Below are 1346 nucleotides of genomic sequence, written 5' to 3'. Positions count from 1 at the left end.
AAATACATAGCTTTCGCTATATACTGTAAATATGTAGAAAGCAGTGTTGATGTACTTGACTCAGAAAAACCAAATACGCGATCTTAGCAAGACCGAGTTCTTGGCTCTGAGAGAGTTGTGTCGATTGAGTAAGAACCTGTATAACGTGGGTCTTTACACCGTTCGACAATACTACTTTCAAGAACATAAGCACTTGCGCTATGAGTCTGCCTACCATCTGTGCAAAGACAATGAGAACTATCAAATTCTCAACACTGATATTGCACAACAAACATTGAAGGTAGTAGACAGAACGTTTCGCAGCTTCTATGGATTGATTAAAGCGGTTCGATCTGGAACATTTCAACAGAAAGTGAGACTTCCTCACTACCTGCCTAAAGAAGGCTATTTTGTTTTGATAATTCCCCGAATAAAGGTCAAAGACGGGAAGTTCAAAGTACCAATGTCGAACGCCTTCAAAAAGGAATTTGGCGAAGTTGTAATTGACTTTCCCGAACGTCTCGACCCAGCTAAAATCAAAGAAGTGAGGATTCACCCCAAGTACGACGCTCGATTCTTTGAAGTTGAGTATATTTCTTTATGTGAAATCGAGGCTGTAGAAACAGTCAAAGATAGTGCTTTGGCGATTGATTTCGGGCTTAATAATTTGGCTACTTGTGTTGACACCAACGGGGCATCCTTTATCGTGGATGGTCGCAAACTCAAATCTATTAACCAGTGGTTCAACAAAGAGAATGCCAGACTGCAATCTATTAAAGACTTGCAGGGGATTAAGCAACTCACCGAACGTCAGTCGAGACTGTACATCAACCGTAGTAGCCAAGTTAGAGACTATTTGAATAAAGCGGCTAGACTGATTGTTGACCATTGCATCAATACCAAAATTGAACGCCTGATTGTTGGTTTCAATATTGGCATGAAAGATGGCATCAATATTGGCAGCCGGAATAACCAAAACTTTGTCCAGATTCCCTTTTACTCTTTGAGAAATAAACTCAAATCTCTCTGTGAGCGATATGGGTTGGTCTATCAAGAACAAGAGGAATCTTACACTAGCAAAGCGAGTGCTTTGGATGGTGACGACCTGCCTATTTACAATGCCGACAAGCCAACTATCTACCAGTTTTCTGGTAAACGAGTTAAGCGTGGATTGTATAGAAGTAAGGACGGGCATTTGATTAACTCAGATACTAACGGTGCTGCAAATATTGGACGCAAAAGTAAGCAGAATGGTTTTACCGGACTGTCTAGAGGCTGTTTGGCACAGCCATTAAGAATCAAGGTCTACTAAGATTTTGTATTCTTGAGAATCCCCGTCTCTGAGCGAGCGGGGAGTGTCAACTTTC

General features: G+C 41.3%; 1 protein-coding gene. It reads left to right on the top strand.

The window, feature by feature from the left end; genetic code table 11:
- Positions 1-49 precede the first annotated feature (49 nt).
- Entirely contained in the window at positions 50-1291 is a 1242-nt protein-coding gene (locus tag OGM63_RS08345; RefSeq protein ID WP_263745051.1) for an RNA-guided endonuclease InsQ/TnpB family protein, read from the top strand.
- Positions 1292-1346 lie beyond the last annotated feature (55 nt).

It is taken from the genome of Plectonema radiosum NIES-515, from assembly GCF_025753815.1.
GTDB lineage: Bacteria > Cyanobacteriota > Cyanobacteriia > Cyanobacteriales > Nostocaceae > Hassallia > Hassallia radiosum_A.
The sequence above is the reverse complement of the archived record's forward strand: the minus strand, read 5'-3'. Positions and strand labels throughout refer to the sequence as shown.